General features: G+C 69.1%; 18 protein-coding genes and 1 pseudogene. 11 read left to right on the top strand and 8 right to left on the bottom strand.

All coding sequences use genetic code 11. The features are described 5' to 3' along the window. Positions 1–10: 10 nt before the first annotated feature. Positions 11–1,264, bottom strand: coding sequence for an MFS transporter (locus tag ACFW0G_RS24565; protein WP_378327719.1), 1,254 nt, complete (start codon positions 1,262–1,264; stop codon positions 11–13). Between the two features lie 179 nt (positions 1,265–1,443). On the opposite strand from ACFW0G_RS24565, the gene ACFW0G_RS24560 reads away from it, so the two are divergent. Beyond that, complete coding sequence (locus ACFW0G_RS24560) at positions 1,444–2,109, top strand: GntR family transcriptional regulator (protein WP_378327806.1); 666 nt, start codon at positions 1,444–1,446, stop codon at positions 2,107–2,109. 364 nt (positions 2,110–2,473) lie between these two features. Here the strand turns inward: ACFW0G_RS24560 and ACFW0G_RS24555 are convergent. After that, a pseudogene (locus ACFW0G_RS24555) lies at positions 2,474–3,331 on the bottom strand (family 16 glycosylhydrolase); the annotation flags it as partial. 191 nt (positions 3,332–3,522) lie between these two features. Between ACFW0G_RS24555 and ACFW0G_RS24550 the strand changes: the two are divergent. Beyond that, positions 3,523–5,100 (top strand): phytoene desaturase family protein, encoded by a 1,578-nt coding sequence (locus ACFW0G_RS24550; protein WP_378327718.1) that lies wholly within the window; start codon positions 3,523–3,525, stop codon positions 5,098–5,100. Positions 5,101–5,123: 23 nt separating this feature from the next. Here the strand turns inward: ACFW0G_RS24550 and ACFW0G_RS24545 are convergent, their stop codons facing one another. Beyond that, the gene (locus tag ACFW0G_RS24545) at positions 5,124–5,858 is read right to left on the bottom strand and encodes a DUF4253 domain-containing protein (protein WP_378327717.1); all 735 of its coding nucleotides are present in this window, start codon (positions 5,856–5,858) and stop codon (positions 5,124–5,126) included. Between the two features lie 306 nt (positions 5,859–6,164). On the opposite strand from ACFW0G_RS24545, the gene ACFW0G_RS24540 reads away from it, so the two are divergent. Further along, positions 6,165–6,860 (top strand): DUF2306 domain-containing protein, encoded by a 696-nt coding sequence (locus ACFW0G_RS24540; RefSeq protein ID WP_378327716.1) that lies wholly within the window; start codon positions 6,165–6,167, stop codon positions 6,858–6,860. On the opposite strand, the gene ACFW0G_RS24535 is transcribed toward ACFW0G_RS24540, so the two are convergent. Together ACFW0G_RS24535 and ACFW0G_RS24530 are read right to left on the bottom strand one after the other, a co-directional pair. After that, a complete protein-coding gene (locus tag ACFW0G_RS24535) occupies positions 6,805–7,974 on the bottom strand; it encodes an acyl-CoA dehydrogenase family protein (protein WP_378327715.1) in 1,170 nt (389 codons plus the stop codon). The genes ACFW0G_RS24540 and ACFW0G_RS24535 overlap by 56 nt on opposite strands. Then, complete coding sequence (locus ACFW0G_RS24530; RefSeq protein ID WP_378327714.1) at positions 7,971–10,322, bottom strand: bifunctional salicylyl-CoA 5-hydroxylase/oxidoreductase; 2,352 nt, start codon at positions 10,320–10,322, stop codon at positions 7,971–7,973. The genes ACFW0G_RS24535 and ACFW0G_RS24530 overlap by 4 nt, the downstream gene beginning before the upstream one ends. 67 nt (positions 10,323–10,389) lie before the next feature. Here ACFW0G_RS24530 and ACFW0G_RS24525 point away from each other — a divergent pair, with 67 nt between their 5' ends. After that, the gene (locus ACFW0G_RS24525; RefSeq protein ID WP_378327713.1) at positions 10,390–10,791 is read left to right on the top strand and encodes a RidA family protein; all 402 of its coding nucleotides are present in this window, start codon (positions 10,390–10,392) and stop codon (positions 10,789–10,791) included. Here ACFW0G_RS24525 and ACFW0G_RS24520 read toward each other — a convergent pair. Then, positions 10,775–11,632, bottom strand: a complete 858-nt coding sequence (locus tag ACFW0G_RS24520) for a PaaX family transcriptional regulator C-terminal domain-containing protein (RefSeq protein ID WP_378327712.1) — start codon at positions 11,630–11,632, stop codon at positions 10,775–10,777. The genes ACFW0G_RS24525 and ACFW0G_RS24520 overlap by 17 nt on opposite strands. Positions 11,633–11,778: 146 nt before the next feature. On the opposite strand from ACFW0G_RS24520, the gene ACFW0G_RS24515 reads away from it, so the two are divergent. The 3 genes from ACFW0G_RS24515 to ACFW0G_RS24505 are packed head-to-tail and all read left to right on the top strand — an operon-like array spanning position 11,779 to position 13,614. Continuing rightward, positions 11,779–12,384: a GNAT family N-acetyltransferase gene (locus ACFW0G_RS24515; protein WP_378327711.1), complete on the top strand. Its 606-nt coding sequence runs from the start codon at positions 11,779–11,781 to the stop codon at positions 12,382–12,384. Positions 12,385–12,394: 10 nt separating this feature from the next. Beyond that, positions 12,395–13,195: a hypothetical protein gene (locus ACFW0G_RS24510; protein ID WP_378327710.1), complete on the top strand. Its 801-nt coding sequence runs from the start codon at positions 12,395–12,397 to the stop codon at positions 13,193–13,195. A gap of 50 nt (positions 13,196–13,245) precedes the next feature. Then, a complete protein-coding gene (locus ACFW0G_RS24505; RefSeq protein WP_378327709.1) occupies positions 13,246–13,614 on the top strand; it encodes a PLDc N-terminal domain-containing protein in 369 nt (122 codons plus the stop codon). A 9-nt stretch (positions 13,615–13,623) separates the two neighbouring features. Here ACFW0G_RS24505 and ACFW0G_RS24500 read toward each other — a convergent pair whose 3' ends face one another. Beyond that, complete coding sequence (locus ACFW0G_RS24500; protein WP_378327708.1) at positions 13,624–14,088, bottom strand: MarR family winged helix-turn-helix transcriptional regulator; 465 nt, start codon at positions 14,086–14,088, stop codon at positions 13,624–13,626. Positions 14,089–14,294: 206 nt separating this feature from the next. On the opposite strand from ACFW0G_RS24500, the gene ACFW0G_RS24495 reads away from it, so the two are divergent. Next, complete coding sequence (locus tag ACFW0G_RS24495) at positions 14,295–14,711, top strand: nitroreductase family deazaflavin-dependent oxidoreductase (RefSeq protein ID WP_378327707.1); 417 nt, start codon at positions 14,295–14,297, stop codon at positions 14,709–14,711. 47 nt (positions 14,712–14,758) lie between these two features. Here ACFW0G_RS24495 and ACFW0G_RS24490 read toward each other — a convergent pair whose 3' ends face one another. After that, positions 14,759–16,108 carry an FAD-binding oxidoreductase gene (locus tag ACFW0G_RS24490; RefSeq protein WP_378327706.1) on the bottom strand — a complete coding sequence of 450 codons (1,350 nt, stop codon included), beginning with the start codon at positions 16,106–16,108 and terminating at the stop codon, positions 14,759–14,761. 96 nt (positions 16,109–16,204) lie between these two features. On the opposite strand from ACFW0G_RS24490, the gene ACFW0G_RS24485 reads away from it, so the two are divergent. The 3 genes from ACFW0G_RS24485 (at position 16,205) to ACFW0G_RS24475 (ending at position 19,151) form a co-directional block, all read left to right on the top strand. After that, the gene (locus ACFW0G_RS24485) at positions 16,205–17,089 is read left to right on the top strand and encodes a LysR family transcriptional regulator (RefSeq protein ID WP_378327705.1); all 885 of its coding nucleotides are present in this window, start codon (positions 16,205–16,207) and stop codon (positions 17,087–17,089) included. 85 nt (positions 17,090–17,174) lie between these two features. Then, the gene (locus ACFW0G_RS24480; RefSeq protein WP_378327704.1) at positions 17,175–17,999 is read left to right on the top strand and encodes an oxygenase MpaB family protein; all 825 of its coding nucleotides are present in this window, start codon (positions 17,175–17,177) and stop codon (positions 17,997–17,999) included. A gap of 15 nt (positions 18,000–18,014) precedes the next feature. Beyond that, on the top strand, positions 18,015–19,151 hold the full coding sequence (locus tag ACFW0G_RS24475) for an acyl-CoA dehydrogenase family protein (protein WP_378327703.1): 1,137 nt from the start codon (positions 18,015–18,017) through the stop codon (positions 19,149–19,151). Positions 19,152–19,380 lie beyond the last annotated feature (229 nt).

Here is a 19,380-nt window from a genome sequence, read left to right as displayed (position 1 = left end):
CAAGCACCTCCTAGGCGAGCAGTTCGCGGCCGCGGGTTTCGGGAAGGCCGAGCAGCGCGAGCGCCGCGAGGACGTAACCGGCCGCTCCGATGACGATGCCACCGCCGGCGCCGAGGAACCCGACGAGGCCCGGGAACACCGCGCCGACCGCGCGGCCGAAGTTGTAGGTGAAACCCTGCCCGGTGCCGCGGAGCGCGGTCGGGTACAGCTCGGCGAGGAAGGCTCCGAACCCGCTGAAGATCGCGGACATCGAGAAGCCGAGCGGGAAACCGAGCACGAGCACGAGGCCGTTCGCGCCGGCCGGGATCTGCACGTACGCGACGATCAGTACCGCGGAGAGCACGGAGAAGAGCAGGAAGGTTTTCTTGCGCCCCAACAGGTCTGTCAGATATCCGCCGCAGACGTAGCCGATGAACGCGCCGCAGATCAGGAACGCCATGTAGCCGCCCGTGTTGATGACGCTGAGCCCGCGAGTGTTCTTCAGGTACGCCGGCAACCAGGTGTTGAGCGTGTAGTAGCCGCCCTGGACGCCGGTGGCCAGCAGTGAGGCGAAGAGCGTGGTGCGGGCCAGGTCGCCCCGGAAGATCCGAAGCAGCGCGCCGCGCTCGCGGGTCGACGTGCGACGTTCTGCCGCGCGCGGCGCGTCCTGCACGCTGCGGCGGAGCCACAGCACCAGCAGCGCCGGGATGACGCCGGCCCAGAACATGACGCGCCAGGCCAGATCGGGGCCGGTGATGCTGTACACGACGGTGTAGACGACCACCGACAAACCCCAGCCGACCGCCCACGCGCTCTGCACGAACGCGACGGTCCGGCCCCGGTACCGTGCCTGCGCGTACTCGGCGACCAGCGCGGCGCCCGCCGCCCATTCACCACCGAAGCCGAGACCCTGCAGCGCGCGGAACACCAGCAGCGTCTCGAAGTTCGGCGCGAACCCGCAGAGCACGGTGAAGATCGTGTACATGGCGATCGTGAGCTGGAGCGTGCGGACGCGGCCGATGCGGTCGGCCAGGATGCCCGCGCCGACGCCGCCGATCGCCGAAACGACGAGGGTCGTCGTGCCGAGCAGTCCCGCCTGCCCGGACGAGATGCCGAAGTAGGCCATGATCGCGGCGAGCCCCAGCGGCAGCGTCTGGTAGTCGAACGAGTCGAGCCCATAGCCGCCGAACGCGCCGAGGAAAGCGCGCCTGCCCTTCGGGCCGAGGCTGCGTAACCAGGCGAAAGGGCGATCTTTCGTGGTGGTGGTGTCGGCAATCGCGTTCATCGGGACCTCACAGGTGAGTGCTCATCGTGGCATGGCTCACACTTTCTGACTCGCCTAGTCACTGTAGGGATCGTTGAACAATCCCACAAGACTCTGATTTTATCGTTCTCGTGACCGCGCGTAGGATCGATGACGTGGTCATCGAGGGCGGCAGCCAGGGGCTTGAAGCGGATCGTGGCCTGCTCGGCCGCACGAGCACGGCCGAACGCGTCGCGGGCGTGCTGCGCACCCGGATCGCGGAGGGCTACTTCCTGCCCGGTGTCCGTCTGTCCGAACTGGACATCGGCACCGCGCTCGGGGTCTCCCGCAACACGCTGCGCGAGGCGTTCCGGCTGCTCACGCACGAGCGGTTGCTGAGCCACGAACTCAACCGCGGTGTCTTCGTCCGGGTGCTGAGCGAAGCCGATGTCGTCGATCTCTACAAGGTCCGCAAGCTCGTCGAATGTTCCGCGGTCCGGGGGATCACGGAGAAGCCCGCGACGTTCGCGAGGCTGGCGCGGACGGTCGCCGACGGCGACGTCGCGCAGGAGAGCGGCCGATGGCGGGACCTCGGCACCGCGAACATCCGCTTCCACGCCGAGATCACCGAGATCAGCGGAAGCGAGCGGATCAAGGAGCTGATGGAGGGCGTCTGCGCCGAGCTGAGGCTGGCCTTCCACATGATGGCCGACCCGCGCCGGTTCCATGAGCCGTACCTCAAGCGCAACCACCAGATCCTCGACCGTATCGAGGCCGGGGACGGTGCCGCCGCGGAGGCGCTGCTCGAGAAGTACCTCGGCGACGCCGAACAGCAACTCGTCGAGGCCTTCCGCGAGCGTGCCGCCGGGGCCGAGCCGGCCGAGTAGGAACGCCGGAGATTGCCCGAAGGGGCACGAATCGTCCGCGTGGGGGACGAACCGGCGGCGTGGCGGCGTGCTCGGCCCGCCTGATGGTTAGCGTGGCTATGGATCAGTCGAGAGGTCCTGCCACGGCCGCCCTGCGTTCCGGACGCCCCCAGCGGGAACGCAGGGCCCCGGCCGAGCCGGGGCCCGATCCTTTGGCCGACCCGCCGGTGCGGGGCCGGATCCACGGCGGCGGCGTTCGCGGAGTTGTGGTCGGTGGTTGTCGTCATGGGCTCGGGCCGGGCGGAAATGCCGTCGGCGGAATGAGCCCAAGCCCGTTCGCCTGCCTTCCGCCCAGCCCGGTGATCGCCCCGGCGGTACCGCGCTAGCCGGTGGTGACGTGGACGTAGTCGACGACCAGTTGCTGCGGGAACTGGGTGCCGCCGTCCGGGTCACCCGGCCAGTACCCGCCGACCGCGAGGTTCAGGAGCAGGTAGAAGGGGTGGTCGAAGACCCACCGGTTGCCGTGCAGGTCGGCCGGGGTCCGGGTCTGGTAGACCTTCCCGTCGACCGACCAGCGGATCGAGTTGGGTGCCCAGTCGACGGCGAAGGTGTGGAACCCGTCGGAGAAGTTGGGGCCGTTGTAGGGCGCGCCGATCCCGCCTGAGCCCGAGTAGCCGGGGCCGTGGATGGTGCCGTGCACGGTGTTCGGCTCCTTGCCGATGTTCTCCATGATGTCGATCTCGCCGCAGTTCGGCCAACCGGCGTTGCCGATGTCGCTGCCGAGCATCCAGAACGCGGGCCACATGCCCTGTCCGCGGGGGAGCTTCATCCGCGATTCGAAACGGCCGTAGGTCTGGGTGAACTGGCCCTGGGTGGCCAGCCGTGCCGAGGTGTACTGGCAGCGGCCGTACCAGCAGTTGTAGTTGCCCGGGTTCTCCTTGCGCGCGGTGATCACCAGGTGCCCCTGGCCGTCCAGCGCCGCGTTGTTCGTGCCGGAGGTGTACCACTGCCGCTCGTGGTTGTTGACGTTGTCGCCGGTCTCGAAGTGCCACTTCGAGCCATTGACCGCGCCTCCGGCGGGGCCGTCGAAGTCGTCGGTGAACGTGGCGGCCGCCGCGGTGCCGGTACCCGCCCCGGATGCGGGAGCGGTGGCGGGGAGCGCGGCCTGGCCGAGGGTGAGGACGGCGCCGGCGGCCAGTGCGGCCGCCCAGCGAGGACGCCGGAGGGAGCGTGAGATGGACATCTTTGTCGCCTCTCTGCGAGCAAACCGGGGGTTTTGTTGTGCTCGGCAACAAAGTATGCATGGTCTAAACCAGGTGGGCAAGCGTTTCGTTGGCGGTTTTCGGCGGGGTGCTGCGGGGCACCGGCGGATCGGGGCGATCCGGGACCGCGGTCCCTGGTGACCGGGACTGCCGGGCCACCAGGATGCCGACCATGGACTCGTGGGACGCGGTGATCATCGGCAGCGGGCACAACGCGCTGGTCGCGGGAGCGATGCTGGCCAGGGACGGCTGGAGTGTGCTGGTACTGGAGGAGCGCGACCGTCCCGGTGGCCTGGTGCGGACCGAGGAGCTCACGCTCCCCGGCTTCCGGCACGACGTGTTCTCCTCGGCGCATCCCCTGTTCACCGGCGGCCCCGCCTACGCCGCGCTCGGCCCGGAGCTGACCGAACTGGGCCTCGAATACCGGCAGCCGCGGTACTTCTCCGGAGTCTCGATGCCCGGCGAGGGCAGCGCCGTCCTCTCCTCCTCCGTCGAGGAGAACGTGGCCGAGGCCGAACGTCTCGCACCGGGCGACGGGCAGGCGTTCGCGAAGCTGCTCAAGGACTTCGAGCCGTACATCCAGCCGGTGTTCGCCCTGATGGGCACGGACCTGAACACCAAGGCCGCCCGCCGCCGCCTGCACCGGCTCCTGCACGACGAGGACGGCGGCTTCTCCGAGTTCGCGCACCTGTTCACCCGCACCGCGCGTGAACTGCTCACCCGGACCTTCTCCTCGCCGGTGCTGCGCGGCCTCCTGGCCCCGTGGGCCCTGCATCTCGGCCGCGGTCCGGACGAGGTGAACAGCGCGCTGTGGGTGATCCTCGTCCAGGTCGCGCTGGGCATGGCCGGGATGCCGACCCCGGCAGGGGGCAGTGAACGGCTCGCCCAGACGTTGACGGAGTTGATCGAGAAGCACGGAGGTGAGGTGCGGACCGGACGGCGAGCCGACCGGATCCTGCTCAAGCACGGCCGCGCCAGGGGAGTCCGCGTGACGGACGGGCAGATCGTGCACGCCCGGCGCGCCGTACTGGCCTCGGTCAATCCGGATCAGCTGTATCTCGAACTGCTCGCCGACGCGCCCGAAGCGGTGCCGCCGGTGATCCGTGGCCAGGCCGGCCGCTATCGCTACGGCAGGGGCTGCTTCCAGCTGCACCTGGCGCTTTCCGAACCGCCCCGGTTCGCCGACGAGCGGCTGGCGAGCGCGGGTGAACCCCATCTGACCGGTGGGCTCGACGCGTTGTCGCGCTCGGTCAACGAGGCGACGCGGGACCTGCTCCCCGCCGAGCCGACCATCGCCCTCGACGTTCCGTCCACTGTGGACAGCAGTCGGTGCCCGCCGGGAAAGGCGGTGGCGCGCCTGCAACTGCTTGACGTGCCGACGCGTCCGCGTGGCGACGCGGCGGGCGAGATCGACGCCGGTGACGGGTGGACGGACGAGGTGAAGAAGGCCTTCACGGACCGGGTGCTGGCGGTGGCCGGCCGGCACGTGCCGAACCTGCCGGACGCGATCCTCGCCGTGCACGTCATCGCGCCGGACGACCTCGCGCGCGCCAACCGCAACTGCGGCCCTGGCGATCCGTACGGTGGCAGCCACGATCTCGCGCAGAGCTACCTTTTCCGGCCACTTCCCGCGCAGCCTTCGCATCACACCCCGATCCCGGGGCTGTGGATGCTGGGCGCCGCGACCTGGCCGGGCCACGGCGTCAACGGGGCGTCCGGGTACATCGTGGCTCGCCGTCTGCTGGATTAGCGCCCGGCGGCGGAGGACCGCGCTCACGACCATCGGAGCCGCCAGATGTGGTGGTTGAGGAGACTGTGGGCGTAGGCCTCCTGATCCTCGCCGCAGATCCGCGGACAGAACGCGCGATGTTCGGCCGCGACGGCCAATGCGCGGTTCAACGTGGTCGGGGGCGCGGCCACGGACAGGGTGAGGTCGGTGCTCCCGAGGCCGACGAGCCGGGTACCGAAGCGGTGTTCCCAGCTGCCCAGCACGGCGGCCACCGCGTCAGCCTTGCCGCGTACCAGGCCGGCGCCCGGCCAGCCGATGCGGAAGGGCACGTCGGCCGACAGCCGGACCTTCGCCAGGCCGAGCCTGCCCCCGTCACGGATGAGAAGTTCGGTGCCGCAGTGCATCGCGTACAGCAACGGATCCCGCCGCGCGGTGGAGCGCCGGACGAGGCCGGGGAACCGTGCCGCCGGGAACGCGTGCTGGCCTGCCCGCCACCAGCACGCGAGGATTTCGGCGGGATCCAGCCGTATCGGGTCCTCCTGATCGAGAGGTCTGCTCCCGGAACGGGCGCGCGCCCCGTCGAAAGCCTCCACGGCGGTCTGGACGACGAGTGGCCAGAAGCCGGTTTTCGGTGCGTCGTCGAGGAAAGCCGCGTAGGTGGCCGGATCGGTCCGCGCGGAGGACAGCCAGATCGGGCCGTGCCAGCAGCCGTCCGGTTTCGGGGTCTCGGGGCTTGCCTCGAGACCGAGGGCGCTACGGCGGAACGGAAGAACGGTCATGATTTCCCCAGGGGAATCGAGCCGGCACGGGCCGGCGGCGGAAGGGGGTTCGCGACAGACCCGGCTGGTGCCCGGACGGGCAGCGGATCGGGGATGACTCAGGACGGTTCACGATGCGTCGAACGCTAGAGCGAGGGTACGACGATTTCGGGCTCGGTGGGGGCAGCCCTACCCGGAGCCGGGTGGCTCACCCGATGGTCCGGCCCGGCCGCGCGCCCTAGCCTCGGGAGAAAAGTTCCTTGGCGGGCAAGGGAAAGGTCCTGGGGGATGGCACTCGGAACGGATTTCGAAACCTCACCTGAACAGGTGACGCCGGCGGAAACCACACCCCGGGCGAAGCGATGGTGGAGACGGCCGTGGGTCGGCCCGCTCGCCGTGCTCGTCGTGGCGTTCCTCGCGTATTCGCTGCCGCCGTACCTGGCGATGGATCCGGCTCGGTCGCGTGTCCCGGCACCGGAAGGATTCGCCGCGCACTACTGGTTTCTCGTCGCTCACGTCCTTTTCGGCACCGTCGCGATCGTGGGTGTCCTGCTCCAGATCTGGCCGTGGTTCCGCCGGAAGCATCCGGTGGGCCATCGCCGCGTCGGCCGGATCTACGTGTTCGCCGGGGCGATCCCGTCCGCGCTGATGGCGGGCACGATCGGCGCGATGAGCCCGTTCGGCCCGGCGACTTCGACGCTCGACGTCATCGCGGCGTCGCTGTGGTTCGGCTTCACGGTCGCGGGGTGGAAGGCGGCGCGGGAACGCCGGTTCGGCGAGCATCGGAAGTGGATGATCCGTAGTTTCGCGATGGCCATGAACACCCTGCTGACCCGGTTCTACGGGCCGTTCGTGTTCATGGCCATCGGGTCGGGGAAGGACACCAGGTTCGGCGGCAACGACCAGTGGTTCACCGACGTCTCGTCCGCGACTTCGGCCGCGCTGAGCCTGTTCACGCTGCTCGTCGTCAGTCAGTGGTGGCTGGAGCGCCGACCCGCCCGGCGGCCAGTTCTCGCGCGATGATCGTTCGCTGGATCTCCGAGGCGCCCTCGTAGATCCTCGGCGCGCGGACGTCGCGGTAGAGGTGCTCCAGCAGGTGCCCGCGCCGCAGCGCCCGCGCGCCGTGCAGCTGGACGGCGGCGTCGACGACGTACTGGGCGGCTTCGGTCGCGAACAGCTTCGCCATCGCCGCACGCCCGGCGAGGTTCTTCTCTCCGGCGTCATAGGCGGCGGCCGCGGAGTAGACGAGAAGCCGCGCGGCCTCGGTGCGGGTCGCCATTTCGGCGAGTGTGTGCGCGACGGTTTGCTGCTGTACCAAGGGGCCGCCGAACGCGACGCGCTGCCCGGTGTGCTCGACGGCGGCCTCCAGCGCGGCCTGCGCCATCCCGACGGCGAACGCGCCGACGCTGGGGCGGAACAGGTCCAGCGTCCGCATGGCGACGGCGAAGCCGCGGTTCTCCTCGCCGAGCAGTTCGTCGCGGTGTACCGGGACGCCGTCGAAACGGAGTGTCCCGATGGGGTGCGGGCTGACCAGTTCGAGGTGTTCGCCGGAGAGCCCGGGACGGTCGGCGGGCACCACGAACGCGCTCACCCCGCGTGCGCCCGCACCCGGTGTGGTGCGGGCGAAGACCGTGTAGAAATCGGCTTCCGGCGCGTTCGAGATCCACATCTTCTCGCCGGTCAGCCGCCAGCCGTCGCCGTCGCGCTCGGCCGCGAGCGACAAGGCGGCGGCGTCGGAACCGGCGTCCGGCTCGGTGAGGGCGAACGCCGCGACGGCGCGCCCGGCGGCGACCTCGGGCAGCCATTTCCGTACTTGTTCGTCACGGGCCGACTGCAGCACCGGATAACTGCCGAGGCCCTGCAACGCCAGTGCCGTCTCGGCCTCGGTGCACTGGGTCGCCAGTGCTTCGCGCAGGATGCACAGCTCGGTCGCCGCGGCCTGACGGGTCGGGTTCCCGCCCGACACACCGGGGAACAGCCGGGCGAGCAGGCCGAGTTCGCCCATGGTTTCCAGCAGCGGCCGGTTCACCGAACCGTCCACACCGGACTCGGCGAGCGGCCGGAGCCGTTCCGCGCCGAGGACGCGAACCTCGGCGGCGAAGGCTTTCTGGGTGGCGTCGAGTGCGAAGGCGCTCATCGTGATTCCTCCGGTCGCCAGCGGGCGTGCGCGGTACCCGGTACGCCCGAGCGGACGAGTTCGAGCCGAGGCGGCGGTCCGTCCGTCCGGCCGCTCTGCGGTTTCCGGCTTCCCGCGGCGAACGGCTTCGGCCACGGAACGCGGTAGCCCTGTTCGGCGGCGGCGTGCAGTGTCCACTGTGGATTATAGAGATGCGTTCTGCCGAGCGCGCACAGGTCCGCGCGGCCGGCGAGGATCAGCGAATTCACGTCGTCATAGGAAGAAATCGCGCCGACAGCGATCACCGCGATCGGATACCGCACCCCGATTTCGTTGCGGATCCGATCGGCGTATGGTGTCTGGTAGCTCCGACCGAACTTCGGCTTCTCCTCGCTGACCACCTGCCCGGTGGACACGTCGATCCCCGCCGCCCCGTGTGCCGCGAAGGCACGGGCGATCTCGACGGCGTCCCCGGTGTCGATCCCGCCTTCACACCAGTCCGTCGCGGAAATGCGCACGGTCATCGGCCGTTCGGCAGGCCAGACCGCGCGGACCGCGTCGAAGACTTCCAACGGAAAACGAAGCCGGTTCTCGAGTGATCCGCCGTACTCGTCGGTGCGGTGGTTGGTCAACGGTGACAGGAAAGAGGACAGGAGATACCCATGCGCACAGTGCAGTTCCAGCAGGTCGAACCCGGCCCGCGCGGCGCTCGCCGCGGCGTTCACGAACTGCTCGCGGATTTCGCCCAGTTCCTCGGCCGAAAGCTCGCGAGGTGTCTGATTCCTTGCGGTATAAGGAATCGGCGACGGACCGCAGACCTCCCAGTTGCCTTCCGGCAGGGGCTCGTCGATACCGTCCCACATGAGCTTGGTCGACCCCTTGCGCCCGGAATGCCCCAGCTGGACGCCGATCTTCGCCGGGGAATTGCCGTGCACGAAGCCGACGACGCGGGCCCACGCGCGTTCCTGCTCGGCCGTGTACAGGCCCGCGCAGCCCGGGGTGATCCGGCCTTCCGGGGAGACACACACCATCTCGGTCATCACCAGCCCGGCGCCGCCGAGCGCCTTGCCGCCGAGGTGGACGAGATGGAAGTCGCCGGGCACCCCGTCCTCGGCGGAGTACATGTCCATCGGGGAGACGACGACGCGGTTGGCGAGTTCCAGTTCGCCGATCCGGTAGGGCTGGAACATCGGCGGCGCGACGTCGGTGCCGAGCCGTCCGGCGAACCAGGTGTCGAGTTCCGCGGTGAACTCGGGATCGCGCAGCCGCAGGTTGTCGTAGGTGACGCGGCGGCTGCGGGTGAGCAGGTTGAACGCGAACTGCGGTGGTTCCTGATGGGTGTACTGGCCGAGGTTCTCGAACCATTCGAGGCTGGCCTGCGCGGCGCGCTGCGTCGAGGTGACGACCGGCCGCCGCTCGGTTTCGTAGGCGGCGAGCGCGTCGTCCACAGTGGACTGTTCGTGCAGGCAGGCGGCGAGTGCGAGCGCGTCCTCCATGGCCAGCTTCGTCCCGGAGCCGATGGAGAAGTGCGCGGTGTGCGCGGCGTCGCCGAGCAGGACGACGTTGCCGTGCACCCAGCGCTCGCAGCGGACCGTGCCGAACGCCGTCCACTTCGAGTTGTTGGCCAGTACCTGGTGCCCGTCGAGGACGTCCGCGCACAGTTCGCGGATCAGCTCGATCGACTTCTCGTCGCTCTCGCCGGGGGCGAGCGAGGTCGCCGCGATCGGGCCGAACGCGCGGCGCCAGACGTCGGAGTGCATCTCGAGGATGAACGTGCTCCCGTCGCGGCCGTACGGGTAGCCGTGGATCTGCATGATCCCGTGCGGGGTGTCCAGGACGTGGAACTTGAACGCGTCGAACACGAGGTCTGTGCCGAGCCAGATGTAGGTGCACCGCCGCGTTTCGATCTCAGGCCGGAAGGCCGCGGCGAACCGTTCGCGGACGGCGGAGTTGACGCCGTCCGCGGCCACGACGAGGTCGTACCCGGCGGACAGCGCGGCGGGGTCCGGTGCGGGAGTGCGGAAGCGCAGGTCGACGCCGAGTTCCGCGCAGCGTTCCTGCAGGATGCCCAGCAGCCGTTTGCGGCTCATCGCCGCGAAACCGTGCCCGCCCGAGGTTGTCACGGTGCCGCGGTAGTGGACGTCGATGTCGTCCCAGCGGGCGAATTCGGCACGCATGGCCTCGTGGACCACCGGGTCGGCGTGCTCGATCCCGCCCAGCGTCTCGTCGGAGAACACCACGCCGAAGCCGAAGGTGTCGTCGGGCGCGTTGCGTTCCCACACGGTGATCTCGTGACCGGGGTCGAGCTGTTTCACCAGCGCGGCGAGGTAGAGCCCCGCCGGGCCGCCGCCGAGAACCGCGATACGCACGTCAGTCAGAGTATGTCGCTGTTGATACGACCGTCAAGGAGGCGAAATATGTCGTAGGCTGAGCGCCATGGTCATCGAGCGCGTCAATCCGGCCGGACTCGGCCGCCCATCGGGGTTCTCGCACGCCGTCGTGGCGGAGGGCCGGTTCGTGTTCCTCGCCGGCCAGACGGCGTTGGACGCGGAGAACAAGATCGTCGGCGAAACCGTCGTGGCGCAGTTCGAACAGGCGCTGTCGAACCTGCTGACGGCGTTGCGTGAGGCGGGTGGTGAGCCCGGACAACTCTGCGCCGTCACGATCTACATCGTCGACATGGACGACTACCGGGCACACGCCCGCGAGATCGGCAAGGTGTGGCGGCGGCTGGCCGGCACGGAATACCCGGCGATGGCGGGCATCGGCGTCGCGCGGTTGTGGGATGCGGAGGCTCTGGTGGAAGTGCAGGGCTACGCGGTCATCCCGGCCCGCTGACGGTCCTCGTGACGAACGCGCGCGCGGCGGTTTCGAGCCGGGCGTGCAGGGTGAAGAAGAGGTCGCTCGCGCGCAGCCCCGGCCAGTCCGGCGGCAGCAGCTCGGCGGGAAGACCGGGGTCGAGGTAGGGCATCCGGCGCCAGCCGGTGAGGACACGGACGTAGTCGGTGAACGCCTCGTCGGCGGCTACCGACCTGCGGCGCTGCCAGCGGCGCAGGGTGGGCCCGTACTCGTCGAGGAAGGCGGTGTAGAGCTCGTCGAGCTGGGCGAAGTCCCACCATTCGCGGACCTTCCCGGCGAGTTCGCCGAACGCGATGTGGTCGGCGCGGAACAGTTCGGCGTAGCCGGAAAGGCCCAGTTCGCCCAGGGTGTGCTCGGTGACGTCGTGCAGCAGCGCCGGGGCGATCCACACGCCGGAGGACACGGTGCCGAAACCGAGGCGGGCCAGCTGGGTGCGCAGCAGGTGCCGCTTGTGGCGTTCGGCCTCGGGCACGGAGAACACCGCGAGCAGCCAGCCGTCGTCGATCTTGGCGCGTTCGCGGCGGAAGATGCGCTGATCGCCCTCGCGCAGGATCGCGCGTCCCGGGCCGGACAGCTCGTATCCGGCGGTCGTCCCGCGGCGGACCGCCTCGAGGATGCCGCGTCGTTTGAGGCGGGAGATGGACGAGCGCACGGCGGGTTCGTCGACGCCGAGCGCGGCGAGCAGGTCGATCAGTGAGGCGACCGAAAGCCAGTCGCCCTCGGTCTGCGAGTAGAGGCCGTACACCGTCACGATGAGCTGGCGGGGTTGCGCGGCGCGGCCGCCCCCGTCCAGTTCGGTTGCTTCCGGTACGACCGTCATCCGGCCACCATAACAACCGGGGCTTCGGGTTCGTTACCATTCTCCGGACGTGCTGCTAGGGGGAAGTAGTGTTCTTCGACCGGTTCACCCGCCGTGGTCGCCTGATGGCGAAGCGGACGTGTGACCCGCGCGGACATGCTTTCGAGGTGGCCGGATTCCTGTTCCGGACGCCGACGGCGTGGGAGTACGCCGCGGCTGTCGCCTGCGGGAGCGACCCGGCCGCGCAGCGCTGGCTCGGCTGGCTGGACGAATCGATCGTGGCCGAGCCGTTACGCGCCGAGGCGTTGCGCGTGGTGCCGGGCACGGGGCCGGACTGGACGTCGCCGGATCCGCTGTCGATCGACCTCGTCGCGATCGATGTCGCGGCCAGGCGGTGTGTCGGGCTGGTCAGCGTGCACAGCGGTGAGGACGGCAGCCCGGAGACCGGCGGCTATCTCGTGCCGGACTATCGCGGGCGCGGGGTCGGCCGGGTGCTGTTCACCGCCGGGGTCCGGCTGGCGCACGAGCATCTCGGGCTGTACCGGGTGCGCGCGGGCGCCGAGCTCGGCAATGTCGCGAGCGGCCGCTCGCTCGAGGCGGCCGGCCTTGTCCGGGTGCCCGGTCCGTCGTCGTACCGGCTGCCGAACGGCAGGGTGACCGAGGCCGGTTGGTACGAACATCGAAGCGGCGCGACGCGGGCCTGTGCGGGTCCGCAGGCCGGGTGGCTCCGTGCCCGGCACGGTTCGGCGGAGGCCGAAGCGTTCCCGGCCTAGCGTCCCGGGTATGAGAACCCTGACAACGCGGGCCGAGGTGCACGCGGTGCTGACCGATCCGGCCGCGGAGGTGCCCGCGGTACCGGACGGCGCGAGTGGTGTGCGGTGGCTACGGGCGGCTGTCGCCCGGTTCAGCAACGGCGAAGCGCACGCGCGGCGGCGTGCGCTCGCGCTGTCCGAACTCGCCATGGTCGACGAGAAGTCGTTGTGTGACAAGGCTTTTGAATGGACTTGCGGAATCGTGTCCGAGACGGGCCCGGTGGTGGACGTGATGGCCCTGATCGCCAGGCGGGTGCCGGTCGGGGTGCTCGCGGAGGCGTTGGGGCTGCCGGACGTTTCCCGTGATGTCGCCGTGATCGCGCGGGCGTATCACCCGCATGTCGAGCCGGACGAGGAGGCGGAGGCCGCGCTCGCACGGCTGGTCGAGGCCTGTGGCCCAGACGCGGACGAGCGTGCCGCGGCGCGGATCGGCCTGTTGATCCAAGCCTGCGACGCGACAGCCGGGCTGGTGGCTTCGGCTCTGTTGAGCGGAAGTGTGGCCGGTGCCGAACCCCCGGTCCGGGTGACGCGGCGGGTGGTCGACGGCGAGATCGTCGCACTGGATCTGGCGGCCGCGAAACTCGCTTTCGGTGCGGGCGCGAAGGAATGCCCCGGTCGCGGGCACGCGGTCGCGCTGGTCATGGGAATTCTCGCGGCACTGCGCGGATTCCGTGTGGTGCCCGGGGAAATCACTTACGAGCCGAGTGTGAACATTCGCGTCCCGGTGTCACTTCCGGTGGTGCGAGACGATTCTGTCGGGGGCCTGTGCTAAGACTTACCGCGTCGTCGGCGGAGGGTCCGGCGTACTGGGAGGGTCTTTCCATGTGGTACTTCAATGGATTACTCGGGTTCCTCACACTCGGGCTGTGGATTTTCTGCGTGGTCGACGTCGTGGTGACGGACGAGTCGTCGTGCCGGAACATGCCGAAAGGCCTGTGGCTGCTCTTGGTTCTGCTGGTGCCGTTGGTCGGTTCGATCGTCTGGCTGGTGGCCGGACGGCCGCAGACCGCAGGACGAGCACGGGCGTCGCGTGGGCTTTTCGAAAGGGACGCGCCCGAGTATCCCGAATACAACCGTCCAGGGCGGTTCGCCGCGACGGATCCCGCGGCGGATGAGGAATTCCTCCGGAAATGTCGTGAGCGCGCCGAAGCGCAGCGTCGTGCCGCACGCGAAAAACGTGGGGAGGGCTGAAAGCGCCGGCTACTCCGGGCAGCAGCCGGAGACGTCCTGTTCGTAGGCGAGCAGGGTGTCGATCACGAGCTTGCGTTCGGCAGGGGACAGTGGGGTCAGCGCGCGGGTCCACGCGTGCGCGCCGCGGGCCAGCCAGGCATCGACGGCGCAGCGCTTGTCCTCGGCGATGCTGACGATCGTGCGCCTGCGGTCGGCGGGGTCCTCGGTGCGTTCGAGGACGCCCTGGCGGCTGAGGTCGCCGACCATGAGGCTGGCGGTGGTGGGTGCCAGCTCCAGTTTCCCGGCGAGTTCGGTGACGGTCGTCGGACCGTCGAACAGGAGATGGCACAGCAGGGAAAGATGCCGGGGTGCCAGGGAGAGGCCGCTGAGCTCCTCCGGTACGGGAGTCCGCTTCGCGCGGCCGATCAGGCGTGGCATCAGCAGGAGCAGCTGACGCACCCCGTCCTCGACGCTCGGTCCGGCCTCCGTCGACATGATCCCCTGTCTCCTCGGTGCGTTCGTCGTCCACCATCTCACCAGCGACTTGAGCCTACCTGGGTCGACGGCGGTACCCGGGAAGATCAGGTGGTTCCTGCGTCAGCTGCTGTCCGATGAGTACGACGTTGACAGGGTGCGGGGAGGCAAGTAGTTTTGCAAGCAAATCAAAACTATCCGGGCGATCGTGTCCCTGGGGAGGCCTGATGTCGGAGGAGATCCAGAACTTCAACCAGGGGATCATCGAGGAGTTCCGCGCCAACCACGGCAAGGTCGGCGGGATGTTCGAGGGTCGTGACCTGCTGCTGCTCACCACTGTCGGGGCGAAGAGCGGTCAGGAGCGCATCTCGCCGCTGGCGTACCAGCGCGACGGCGAGCGGATGGTCGTCATCGCCTCGTACGGCGGTGCCGACAAGCATCCGGCCTGGTACCACAACATTCTGGCGAACCCGAAGGTCACGGTCGATCTCGGTGATGGTGCCTTCCCTGTCACCGCCGTCGTCCATGCCGAAGGCCCGGAGCGGGACCGGCTGTATGCCCGGATGGCCGAGGAGATGCCGCAGTTCGCCGAATATCAGCAGAAGACCGAGCGGATCATCCCGGTCGTCGTTCTGGAGAAGTGACTACGCGGTCTCCGGTTTCCTGGGGGCGCCGGAGACCGCGTAGCCGCTCAGCTGGGACGGATGTTGTGGCTGAGGCGGAACACGTTCGACGGGTCGTACTTCGCCTTGACCTCGGTGAGCCGCCGCAGGCAGGGTTCCCCGAACGCCGCCGGCGCCTGCTCGTGCGGGTCGTGCTCGCCGTAGACGAACGTGAGCAGTTTGCCCGTGCTCCACGGACGCAGAGCGGTGAACAGCTTCTCGTGTGCCGCCTTGACCTCACCCGCCGTTTCGCTGTCCACGATGGACAGTGCGCGCACGGTGAACCGCGCCGCGTCGTTCTCCAGGGCGAGCTTGCCGCCGAGCAGGTCGACCAGCAGGACCGTTTCGACCGGCGCGTCCGGTCCGGCCAGTTCCAGGATCGTGTCGATCATCGGGTCGGTCAGCTCGCGGGTGGTCGTGTTGTCCCCGCGGTAGGCGTGCGGGTGCGGCGGCTCGTTGGCGATCGAGCCGGACTTGGTGAACGGCATCTCGGTGAGTGAGTCGATGAGCCGGGGTCCGATCGCGCGCAGCGGCTCGACGAGGCGTTCGCCCGCGTCCGCGTCGCCGAGGTAGGCGATCCGGATCTGCGCGATGTGCTTGCCGCGCAACGGTTCCGGCACCATCGGCAGATCCGGCATGGGGACCATGGCGACCGACGTCGTCACCTCCTCGGGCGCCGTGGCGGCCCAGTCGCGCCAGCCGCGCAGAACGTCGCCGAGGTGTTCGGGGCCGAAGTAGAGACCGCCGCCGTAGAGCGTGGTCACCGGCACCAGCCCGAACTCCAGCGAGGTCACGATCCCGAAGTTGTCGCGGCCGCCGAGCAGAAGAGCTTGGAACAGCTCGGCCTCGGTGTCCGCGGTGACGTGCCGGAGTTCGCCGTCCGCGGTCACCACGTCGAGCGTGCGGACCTGGTCGGCCGCCCGGCCGTATTTGCGGCCCATCAGACTGAAACCGCCGCCGAGGGTGTAGCCCACGACGCCGACGTCGGGGGCGGACCCGCTCAGTGGCGCCAGTCCGTGCTCGGCCGCCGCGGTGATGACCGCGCCCCAGTGCACGCCCGCTTCCGCTCGCGCGGTCGAGGTCGCCGGGTCGATTTCGACGCCGGTCATCCGCCGGGTGCTGATGAGCACGCCACCGTCGGCGCCGGTGACCAGGCCGTGTCCGGTGGACTGCACCGCGACCGGTAGGTCGTGCGACGCCGCGAACCGGACCGCAGCGGCGACGTCCTCCGGCCGTGTCGCGCCGACGACCACCGCGGGGCTGCTTGGCACGCCCGTCTGGAAGCCGGCGACCTCCTCGGTGTAGCCGTCCTGGCCGGGCTGGAACACCGGGCCGTGCACCTGCCCGGTCAGCGTCGTGATCTCCGAAACCTGCGTCATGACCTGCTCCTGTCGTTCCCTTGTTCCCCTCCAGCTTCGCGAGTCGCGACCTAGAAGTCCAAGATCTAGTTCATCTACTAGCTATAATGAACACTTATGGAACTGCATCAGCTCGAGTACTTCGTGGCGGTGGCCGAGGAAGCGAACTTCACCAGGGCCGCCGCCCGGATGCACGTCGCGCAGCCAGGGGTGAGCGCGCAGATCCGCAGGCTCGAACGGGAGCTGGGGCAGCCACTGCTCGACCGGTCCGGCCGGTCCGTGCGGCTGACCGACGTCGGGCTGGCGGCGTTGCCGCACGCGCGGGCGGCGCTCGCCGCGGTCGCCGGCGTCCGGCAGGCCGTCGACGAGCTCGCCGGGCTGGTCCGCGGCCAGGTCGCGCTCGGCATGGTGACCTCGCCGGGGCCGGTCCGGGTGCCCGAGCTGCTGGCGATGTTCCACGAGCGGCATCCGGCGGTCGAAATCACGCTCCGGGAAGGGAATTCGGATCTGCTGATCGAGTCGCTGCGCGAGGGCGAGCTCGACGTCGCGGTGGTCGGGATCGCCGGTGATCCGCCGTCGGGGATCGAGACGAAGGTGGTGCGCGAAGAGGACTTCGTGGCTATCGCCGGGCCGCGCGATCCGCTCGCCGAGCGGAAGCAGGTGACGATCGCCGAGCTGGCCGAGCGGTCGCTGATGAGCCTGCCGAAGGGGACCGGGCTGCGGACGGCGCTCGATGCCGGGTTCGCGTCCCGGGGACTGCAACCGAAGATCACCTTCGAAGCCGGGGACCCGAATCTGCTGGCGCAGCTCGCCGCGCAGAATCTCGGTGTGGCGATCGTGCCGGAGTCGCTCGCCGCGTACTACGCGCAACAGGTACGCACGGTGCGGGTCGCCGGGCCGAACCTGCGGGGCTGCCTCGCGCTCGCGTGGCGTGCGGAGGGGCCGATCGCCCCCGCGGGGCGGGCGCTGATCGATTTCGCGAGGCGGACGTTACCGCTGTAGCGGCACCTCTTGACAGGGCGTCAACAAGCGCGTTAGCTGGATGGCAGGCGAAACGTGTCCTGAATTCCGCCAGGGAGGCGCACCGATGCGCACGACGACACGAACGGATGTCCTCGACGACGCCGTCATCGGCGCGGCGGCGTTCCTCGCGGGTGGCGCGAACGTGATCATGCAGCTCAGCTGGCCGGAGGTCGGCCACGGTGTGGTGGAAAGCCGGGTGGACAGCGGGAATCTGTTCAAGCATCCGGCGAAGCGCACCCGGACGACGTTGAGTTATCTGGCGGTCGCGGCGCTCGGCAGTGACGAGGACAAGGCGGCATTCCGGCGAGGGGTCAACAAGGCGCACGCGCAGGTGTATTCGACCGACGCGAGCCCGGTCCGGTACAACGCTTTCGACAAAGAGCTGCAGCTGTGGGTTGCGGCGTGTATCTACAAAGGATTCGAGGACAGCTATCGGCTACTCGTCGGCGAACCCGATCGCGCGCTGGCGGAGGAGTTCTACCGCGCTTCGGCGACGTTCGGGACCACCCTGCAGGTTCCGCCTGACCGCTGGCCGTCCGATTTGGACGCATTCGGGAAATACTGGCAGGACGGGCTGAAACGGGTGTCGATCGACGACACCGTCCGTGAGCATCTCACCGCCGTCGCCGAACTTCGCTTCCAGCCGAAACCACTGAGTGTCCTTTTTGGACCCTTCGTCAGGTTCGTGACGATCGGCTTTCTGCCGCCGGAGTTCCGGGAGCAGATGCGGTTTTCGTGGACCTCGCGGCAGCAGCGTCGGTTCGACCGGCTGATGGCGGCCATCGGCGCGGTGGTGCGGCGGCTGCCGAAGCCGTTGCGGCAGTTCCCGTTCAACTTCTACCTCTGGGACGTCCGGCTGCGGATCCGCACCGGGCGCCCGCTCGTCTAGCCCGAAGGGAAGGCAATGGCTTTGCGGCTGACCGAAGGACAGCAGGATTTCGTCTCCGCGTTCGGCGCGTTCTGCCGCCGTGAGGCCGGGGACCGCGAACAGCGGGCGAAACTCACCAAGGACGGTCCGCACAGCCGGGAGCTGTACGGCAAGCTCGCCGAACTCGGCTGGCTCGGGATCTCGCTGCCCGAGGAGTACGGCGGTTCCGGGCAGGGCATGGTCGATCTCGTCCTGTTCCTGGAGGAGACGGGATACTGGCGTGCGCCGATCACCGGGTTCACCACGACGATCATTGTGGCCGCGGCGATCGAGAAATTCGGCTCCGAGGAACAGAAACGCGCGTTGCTGCCCGCGGTGGTGAACGGTTCGGTGCTCGCGATCTCGATGTCCGAACCGGGTGCGGGGTCCGACGTCGGCGCGCTGACCTGCCGGGCCGAGAAGCGTGACGGCGGCTGGGTCGTCAACGGCCAGAAGACCTGGTGCTCCAACGCCCACATCGCCGATCACATCCTGCTCGTCGCGCGGACCGGCACCGGCGGCGGCAAACACGACGGGCTCACGATGTTCGTCGTGCCGGCCGACGTCGAAGGGCTCACGATGCACGGCATCGACACCATGGGCGGCAAGGAGGTCAACGACCTCTACTTCACCGACTGCGTGCTGCCGGCCGGCGCCGTCGTCGGGGTCGAAGGCCAGGCGTGGGGGCAGCTCATGGCCGGGCTGAACCTGGAACGGATGATCCTCGCCGCGGTGATGCTCGGCACCGCGCGGCGGGCGTTCGACGACACGCTGGCGTATGTCAAGGAGCGCAAGCAGTTCGGCCGTCCGATCGGGACTTTTCAGGCGCTGCGGCACCGCCTCGCCGATCACGCCGTCGAGCTGGAATGCACGCGGCTGCTGGTGCACGACGTCGCCGAGAAGATCGACGAGAATCCCGGAAAGCTGTTCCCGCGCGAGGCGTCGATGGCGAAGCTGAAGGCGACCGAGTTCGCGAAAGCCATGGCACTGGACGGGATGCAGATGCACGGCGGCTACGGGTACGCGACGGAGTACGGCATGGAGGCCTTGCTGCGCGCGACCGTGGTGTCCACTGTGTACGGTGGGACGAGCGAGGTGCAGCGGGACATCATCGGGAAGACCTACGGGCTCTGACGCCGCTTTCGCTACCGTCGGGGTGAGTTGTCCACAGGGGTTTCGCGTTGTGGATGAATCCGGGTGCCGGCCCTTGATCGCGGGGTTTTGTCGTACCCCGGCGGTAGACTGGTTTCGGGGTCGCCCCCAGGGTGGGCAGGGTTCCGGCAAAGTCTTTTGGGGTTGGTTGCAGGGCGGGCACGGCTCTTGTTGATCATGTGAGTGTCTAGGTCCCATGATCGTGTGAGAG

The sequence above is a fragment of the Amycolatopsis sp. NPDC058986 genome (assembly GCF_042741125.1).
Classification (GTDB): Bacteria; Actinomycetota; Actinomycetes; order Mycobacteriales; family Pseudonocardiaceae; genus Amycolatopsis.
This window is presented reverse-complemented; position numbering and strand designations above follow the sequence as displayed.